This is a genomic window from Pseudomonas sp. HS6 (assembly GCF_023375815.1).
In the GTDB taxonomy this organism is placed as follows: domain Bacteria; phylum Pseudomonadota; class Gammaproteobacteria; order Pseudomonadales; family Pseudomonadaceae; genus Aquipseudomonas.
Window position 1 is genome coordinate 2,582,103 of the sequence record NZ_CP067412.1, and the last position, 7,913, is coordinate 2,590,015.

Annotated in this window: 2 protein-coding genes; one reads left to right on the forward strand and one right to left on the reverse strand. The window is 62.8% G+C overall.

The genetic code is table 11. From position 1 onward, the window contains the following. Positions 1-31 precede the first annotated feature (31 nt). Complete coding sequence (locus tag JJN09_RS11930) at positions 32-826, reverse strand: helix-turn-helix transcriptional regulator (protein WP_249490299.1); 795 nt, start codon at positions 824-826, stop codon at positions 32-34. 492 nt (positions 827-1,318) lie between these two features. Between JJN09_RS11930 and JJN09_RS11935 the strand changes: the two genes are divergently transcribed. Continuing rightward, positions 1,319-7,729 carry a non-ribosomal peptide synthetase gene (locus JJN09_RS11935; RefSeq protein ID WP_249490300.1) on the forward strand — a complete coding sequence of 2,137 codons (6,411 nt, stop codon included), beginning with the start codon at positions 1,319-1,321 and terminating at the stop codon, positions 7,727-7,729. Positions 7,730-7,913 lie beyond the last annotated feature (184 nt).

Here is a 7,913-nt window from a genome sequence, read left to right on the forward strand (position 1 = left end):
GCCGGGCGCCCATGATGAGAAAACCGCCGGATCAGGCCCCGGCCATCCATTTCGCCAGACCGTGACGCCCACTGACCCCGAGCTTGGCGGCCGCGCGCTTGAGGTAGGTCTCGACCGAGCTGTTCTTGACCCGCAACCGCTCGGCCATCTGCGGCACGGTGCCGCCGGTCAACAAGCCCAGGCAGACTTCCTTCTCGCGCACTGACAAGGTGATGTCGCCCAGCGCCAGGCGTTCGTCGAACACCTGTTGCAACGATGTCTGTTCTTGATCGGCCTGGAGTGGGCGCGGTTGTCGGGCGACGATTTGCCGACGGATCTGCGCGTGACGTTCGATCAACGGCAGCAGGGTGTCGGACAGGCTCTTGAGAAACGACAGCTCCGGCAGGGAAAACACCCGGTGCGTGTGAGGGCGGCAGAACGAGATGACACAGCGGCGGTTGGAGGTGCGTGACACCAGATTGCATTGATGGACGCTGTGGTGCGGATGTCGTTGCTGCAGCGAGGCTTTGAGTTGAATCAGCAGCGAGTCATTCATCTCGATCATCTTCTGCAACAGCGGATGATCGTCCTGACATTGCAGGGGATCCGGGGGCGGGAAGGTATCCGGCAAACCGGCGCTGCCCAATGCCTTGATCTCGACCACGCTGGCCTCGCGCTCGTCGAGTGTCCATTCGCTGAGATCCACCCGGTTGACCGGCACCAGGGTGTCGACCAACTGGAACATGTTCGTGGCGAAACGCTCGTTCCCCGTGCTGGCGATCAACTCGCCCAGCTGCCAATAGAAGTGCGGGTTGTCCATGTTGCGAAGACTGCCGGTCAGATTCATATCCTTGTCATCCTTGATTTAAAGCCCTTGCCGAATCGTCTGCCGTGCATGCACCTGTGAAGCCGCCACCCAATCATTTCTCCTTGAAATCGATCTGGAGCGGGATTTAAGCCTATGCATTTGTCCTACGTCTGTAGGGGAAAACGGGGACACAAAGTGCCACTATTTCCGGATTAATGGCGCCACGTTTCTGTCAGATTAATGTGTAAGGCTTCGTAGTCCTTGATTGTACGGTCTAGTGGGAACCCCGAAATTCGGGGCTCTGACCGCCGCGTCCCACAATTGCGAGGCGCTAGTCGGTAGCAGCGTGTGGCGATTGTCCTACAGGATTTTCAGTCATTTCTTTCCGAACTTTTGGGGTTATGGCTGACTTATCCGAGGCTGATGGCCCACAGGGCAGGGCAAAGAGGGGGGAGTTGTCCGGGTTTCACGTGTCATGCGGGTTTCGGGGCCGATGCTTGAATACGCGCCAAATCACATGAGACGGATCTTATGAACCAATTTGCTGCCGATGCGGCGGACGGTCTGTCCGCGATTTCCGAGGCCTTCCCGCTGACTGCCGCCCAGAGCGACATCTGGCTTGATCAACTGCGTCAGGGGGATTCACCGCTGTACAACATCGGTGGTTATGTAGAGCTGACCGGCGCTCTGGATCCGGCGCTGATGCAGGCGGCCCTCGAAGGTCTCGTGGCCCGGCATGACGCCATGCGCACGATTCTGTTGCCGGGCGCCGGCCAGCACGGTTTGCCCCTGCAGCGCTTTGCGCGATCCTTGCCGGGCCCGATGCCGATCCATGACGTTTGCGCGCAGCCTGATCCACAGTCTGCAGCGCGCAGGCTGATTCAGGAACGCATCGAGCAGCCGTTCATACTGGACGGCGGGCCGTTGTTCCGGTTTCTCCTGATCCGTCTCGATGCGGACCATCATTGGCTCTCGATCCTCGCCCATCACCTGATCGTCGACGGCTGGGGGTTCGGCGAGATGCTCAAGTCGCTGGACGAGATCTATAACGCGCTGGCGCTCGGGCAACAGCCGCCTGATTCGGCGCCGTCCTATGTCGATTTCATCCATGACGATGCGCGCTATCACCAATCGGCCCGTTATACCCACGACCGGACGTATTGGCTGGACAAGTACCGCGACCTTCCCGAGCCGTTGTTATTGCCCCGTTATCAGGAGCGCTTCGCCGGTGCCCTGGCCCCGACCCGGATTTTCTCCCAGGCTTTTCCCGCACGATTGCACGAACGCATGAAGCACGTGGCCCGCGAGCACGGTGGGTCGGCTTTCCATGTGTTGCTGGCGGCCTTGCACGTGTATTTCAGTCGCACCGCCCAGCGTGACGAATGGGTGGTGGGCGTGCCGCTGCTCAACCGTTCCGGCGCCCGGTTCAAGTCCACGCTCGGGCTGTTCACCCAGGTCAGCGCGGTGCGGATGGGCTTCGGACGAGAACTGTCGTTCGGTCAGTTGATCACGGCGATCCGCGACGAATTGAAGCGCGATTTCCGCCATCAGCGTTTTCCGCTGAGCGAAATGAATCGTGCATTGGGTCTGCTACGCGAGGATCGCTCCCAACTGTTCGAACTGACGGTGTCCTACGAGCAGGATGTTCACGAGTACCGCTACGGCGAGGCTCAGGCGCGGGTTATCAAGGTCTCGAACCATGAGGAGGGCACGCCGCTGGCGGTGCATTTGCTCAGCACCCTCAACAACGACAAAGACAGTTTGTACATGGTCTACAACGAAGCCTATTTTGGCGCCGATGAGATCGAAGCGCTGTCCGGGCGTCTGTTGCTGGTGCTTGAGCAGGGCCTGGAGAATGTTGACCTGGCGCTGGATGATTTCAATCTGAGCCTGCCAGCCGAATCGGCGTTGCTGCAGCAGTGGAATGACACGCGCGCGGATTACCCTAACGAGTTGACTATCCATCAGCGCATCGAAGCGCAAGCGGCGGCGCGGCCAGATGCAGTTGCAGCAGAGTCTCAGGGACAACGGCTGACCTATGCAGAGCTGAATCGACAGGCCAACGCCCTGGCTCATCACTTGATCGGGCTCGGTGTGCGGCCCGATGACCGCGTGGCGCTGGTCGCCCGCCGAGGGCTGGACACGCTGGTCGCGCTGTTGGCGATCCTCAAGTCCGGCGCCGGTTACGTGCCGGTTGATCCGGCCCATCCTGCGGAGCGGCTCAGCTATTTATTGAGCGACAGCGCGCCGGTCGTCGTCCTGACCCAGCGCGATTTGCGCGAACGCTTGCCGGTACTGGACGTGCCGGTGATCGACATCGACCCGCGCACCTGGTCGGTCAACGATCTCAACCCCGATGTCTCGGGTCTGACCGCCGCGCATCTGGCCTACGTGATCTACACCTCCGGTTCCACCGGCCAGCCCAAAGGCGTGATGGTCGAACATCAGACTCTGTCGAATCTGGTCGACTGGCATTGCACGGCTTTTGATCTGTGCGCCGGTCGCCACACCTCAAGCCTCGCCGGCTTCGGTTTCGACGCCATGGCCTGGGAAGTCTGGCCCGCGCTGTGTGCCGGTGCGACCCTGCATCTGGCGCCGTCTCGTGACGGTGGCGAAGACATCGACGCGCTGCTCGACTGGTGGCGTGCGCAACCGCTGGACGTGAGTTTTCTGCCGACCCCGATTGCCGAGTACGCCTTCAGTCGCCACCTCGAACACCCGACCCTGCGCACTCTGCTGATCGGCGGTGATCGTCTGCGCCAGTTCAATCGCGAGCAAACGTTCGAGGTGATCAACAACTATGGCCCGACCGAGGCCACCGTGGTCGCCACCTCGGGCCGAATCGAACCGGGTCGGACGCTGCACATCGGTAAACCCGTGAGCAATGCCACGACCTATCTGCTGGATAACCGACAGCGGCCGGTGCCGATTGGCGTTGCCGGCGAGTTGTATGTCGGAGGCGCCGGGGTGGCGCGGGGATACTTCAATCGGCCGGAGTTGACTGCCGAGCGTTTTCTCGACGACCCGTTCAGCACCCGGCCCAACGCGCGCATGTACCGCACCGGCGACCTCGCACGCTGGCGCCTGGACGGCAATATCGAATACCTGGGCCGCAACGACGATCAGGTAAAAATCCGTGGTGTGCGCATCGAACCCGGTGAAATCGAAGCGGCGCTGAGCAGCCATGAATGGGTGCGCGATGCGGTGGTGCAAGTGCGTGACGGGCAGTTGCTCGCCTGGTTCACCGAGCATCAGACGCTGGACATCACGCAACTGCATGCCCATCTGCAAACCCGTCTGCCGAGCGCAATGCTGCCGTCGGCCTATGTGCGCCTGACGGTGTTGCCGTTGACGGCCAACGGCAAACTGGATCGCCAGGCATTGCCGGCGCCGGGGCCAGAGGCGTTGATCCGCCGCGAGTATGAAGCCCCGCAAGGTGACGTCGAAATTCTTCTGGCGCAGATCTGGGCCGAGGTGCTGCAAGTCGAAAAGGTCGGGCGTCACGATCACTTCTTCGAACTGGGCGGGCATTCATTGCTGGCGGTCAACCTGATCGAACGCATGCGCCAGCTCGGCATGAGCAGCGATGTGCGCGTGCTGTTCGGCCAGCCGACGTTGGCAGCACTGGCCGCGTCGGTGGGCACTGGCCGCGAGGTCGAAGTGCCGGCCAACCGTATTCCGCCGGGTTGCACGCAGATCACCCCGGACCTGTTGCCGTTGGTAGAACTGGATCAGGCCACCCTCGACCGGATCATCGCCACGGTGCCGGGTGGGGCGGCCAACGTGCAGGACATTTATCCGCTGGCGCCGTTGCAGGAAGGCATTCTTTATCACCATATCACCGCCGCGCAGGGCGATCCGTACCTGCTGCAATCGCAGCTGGCGTTCGACAGTGTCGAGCGGGTCGAGGCCTATGCGGCGGCGCTGCGTCAGGTCATGGCGCGCCACGATATCCTGCGCACTGCCGTGGTCTGGGAAGGATTGACCACGCCGGTACAGGTGGTCTGGCGCGAGGCAGAACTGCCGGTGCAGGAAGTCACCCTCGATCCGGCCAAGGGCGACGTCCTCGCACAACTGCACGAGCGCTTCGATGCCCGGCGTTATCGCATCGACGTCAGCCAGGCGCCGCTGATCCGGCTGATGTATGCCCGCGATCCGGCCCTCGGGCGGATCGTGGCGATTCTGTTGTTCCATCACCTGGCGCTGGATCACATCGCCCTGGAAGTCCTGCGCCATGAAATGCGCGCCAACCTGCTGAGGCAGGGTGAGCCGTTGCCGCCAGCCGTGCCGTATCGCAATTACGTGGCCCAGACCCGGCTCGGTGTCAGCGAGCAGGAACATGAAGCGTTCTTCCGCGAAATGCTCGCCGACATCGACGAGCCGACCCTGCCGTTCGGTTTGCAGGACGTGCAGGGCGACGGTCGCGGCATCGACGAAGCCGTGCGAACGCTTGCGCCTGAACTGGACCGCCGCTTGCGCCTGCAAGCACGGCAGGCGGGTGTCAGCGTGGCCAGCCTGATTCACCTGGCCTGGGCGCAGGTGCTGGCAGCGACGTCGGGGCAGGAACATGTGGTGTTCGGCAGCGTTTTTATGGGCCGTATGCAGGGCGGCGAGGGCGCGGACCGGGCGCTGGGGGTGTTCATCAACACCTTGCCATTGCGGGTGGACATGGACCGGGGCGTGCGCGACGCGGTGCTGCTCACTCACGCCCGACTGACCGACTTGCTCGGGCATGAACATGCGTCGCTGGCGCTGGCTCAGCGTTGCAGCGGCGTTGCGTCACCGGCACCGCTGTTCAGTGCGTTGCTCAACTATCGACACACCGACCTCGAGGCGCAGGAGTCGGCGTCGGACCAAGCCTGGCAAGGCATCCAGACCCTGGAGAACGAGGAACGCACCAACTACCCGATGACCTTGAGCGTCGATGATCTGGGCAGCGCCTTGCAGATCACCACACGGACCCTGATCAACATCGGCGCGCAGCGCATCGGCGACTACGTGCAGACCGCGTTGCTGACGCTGGTGGATGCCCTGGAGCAGACACCGCAACAGCCGCTGAATCGCTTGCCGATCCTGCCGACGGCGGAGCTTGAGCAACTGCTGGTCGAGTTCAATACCAGCGAAGTTGATTGCCCGCTCGATCAACCGCTTCAGGTGTTGTTCGAACAGCAGGCGCAGCGCCGACCTGACGCCATTGCCTTGCAGGCCGGTGAACAACATCTGACGTATCGCCAACTGAACGAACAGGCCAACCGTCTGGCGCATCATTTGCGCGAGCACGGCGTGCAGCCCGATTCGCGGGTGGCGATCTGCGTCGAACGCAGCCCGGATCTGATTATCGGCCTGCTCGGTATTCTCAAGGCCGGCGGCGCATATGTGCCGCTGGATCCCGACTATCCGCTGGAACGCCTGCGTTACATGTTGCAAGACAGCGCCCCGGTGGCGGTGCTGGTCCACGAGGCCACCCTCAATCTGCTGGGCGATCCGGGCGTGCCGGTCATCGACTTCGACCGTTGTACCTGGCATGGCGCGCCTGCCGACAACCTGTCCGTACCGGGTTTGAGCGCTGCGAACCTGGCCTACATGATCTACACCTCCGGCTCTACCGGCACACCGAAGGGCGTGATGATCGAGCACCGAAGCGCCTGCAACATGGTGCACTGGGGCTCGCGGATCAGCGCGCCGACTGAGCACGGCGCGCTGTTGCAGAAGGCGCCGTTCAGCTTCGACAGTTCGGTGTGGGAGATCTTCTGGCCGCTGTGTTCCGGCCTGCGGCTGGTGCTGGCGCGTCCCGACGGCAATCGCGATTCGGCGTATGTGACCCAGGTGATTCGCGAGCGACAGATCACCGTGGTCAAGTTCGTGCCGGCGCTGCTGCAACAGTTCATCGAACAGGACGATGTCAGCCAGTGCACCAGTCTGACGGACTTGCTCAACGGTGGCGGTGAACTGACGGCCGCACTGGCCCGGCGCGTCCGCGAGCGCCTGCCGTGGGTGCGTTTGCATAACGTTTATGGACCGACCGAAACCACGGTCGACAGTACCGGCTGGACGCTGGAACCCGATCAATCGGTGCCGGAAGCTGTGGTGCCGATCGGCAAGGCACTGAGCAACACCCGTCTCTATGTGCTGGACGCCCACGACCAACCGGTGCCATTCGGCGTCAGCGGTCACCTGCACATCGGTGGTGTCGGGGTCGCACGGGGTTATCTGGGACTGCAGCAGATGCAGGCTGAGCGCTTCATCGACAGCCCGTTCGTGCAGGGTGATCGCCTGTATCGCACCGGGGATCTGGTGCGTTACCGAGCGGACGGGAATCTCGAGTTCCTCGGGCGCAACGACTTTCAGGTCAAGCTGCGCGGCTTGCGTCTGGAACCGGGGGAAATCGAAGCGCGACTGATCGAGCACCCGGCGGTGCGTGAAGCGGTGGTGCTGGTGAGGGACGAGCGACTGGTGGCGTATTTCACCGTGCGCGAAGGCTTCGACGCACCACGCATCGAAACCTTGCGCGCCCACGTGCTTGAGCGCTTGCCGGAGTACATGGCGCCGGGTGCTTACGTGAAACTCGATGCGCTGCCCCTGACCCCCAACGACAAGGTCGATCGCAAGGCCTTGCCGGCACCGGGGGCGGAGGCGGTGCTCAGTCGCCGCTACGAGGCGCCCGAGGGCGAAGTCGAAATCAGGCTGGCGCAGATCTGGGCCGAAGTGCTGGAGCTGGAGCAGGTCGGTCGCAACGACCACTTCTTCGAACTTGGCGGGCATTCGTTGCTGGCGGTCAGTCTGGTGGCGCGCATGCGACAGGCCGGGCTGCACGTCGATGCCCGGACGCTGTTCAGCCAGCCGACCCTGGCTGCGCTGGCGGCTCAGACTTCGGCGCAGTCAACGCAAGTGGAAGTCCCGCAAACCACCATACCGACGCTCAATCGCAAACGGCGGCTCTGAGCGACATCGGCGCCGATTCGCGGTTCCCGCGGATCGGCGCCATGACTGTCCGGTCACGGGGCTTGTCCCCGCTTCCCATGTCAGACACCCAAGCCCCGATGTTTTAGCTTTCCCGGGCTGCGCGTGGCCGCACGGATTCGCCGCTGCGCGCTCCTTTTTCCCGAATTTACAGCAGGTTACCCCC

What these genes read in the sequence shown, in the direction of transcription:
- JJN09_RS11935 (WP_249490300.1), top strand. Translation starts at nt 1,319, where the DNA reads ATGAACCAATTTGCTGCCGATGCGGCGGACGGTCTGTCCGCGATTTCC.
- JJN09_RS11930 (WP_249490299.1), bottom strand. Translation starts at nt 826, where the DNA reads ATGAATCTGACCGGCAGTCTTCGCAACATGGACAACCCGCACTTCTAT.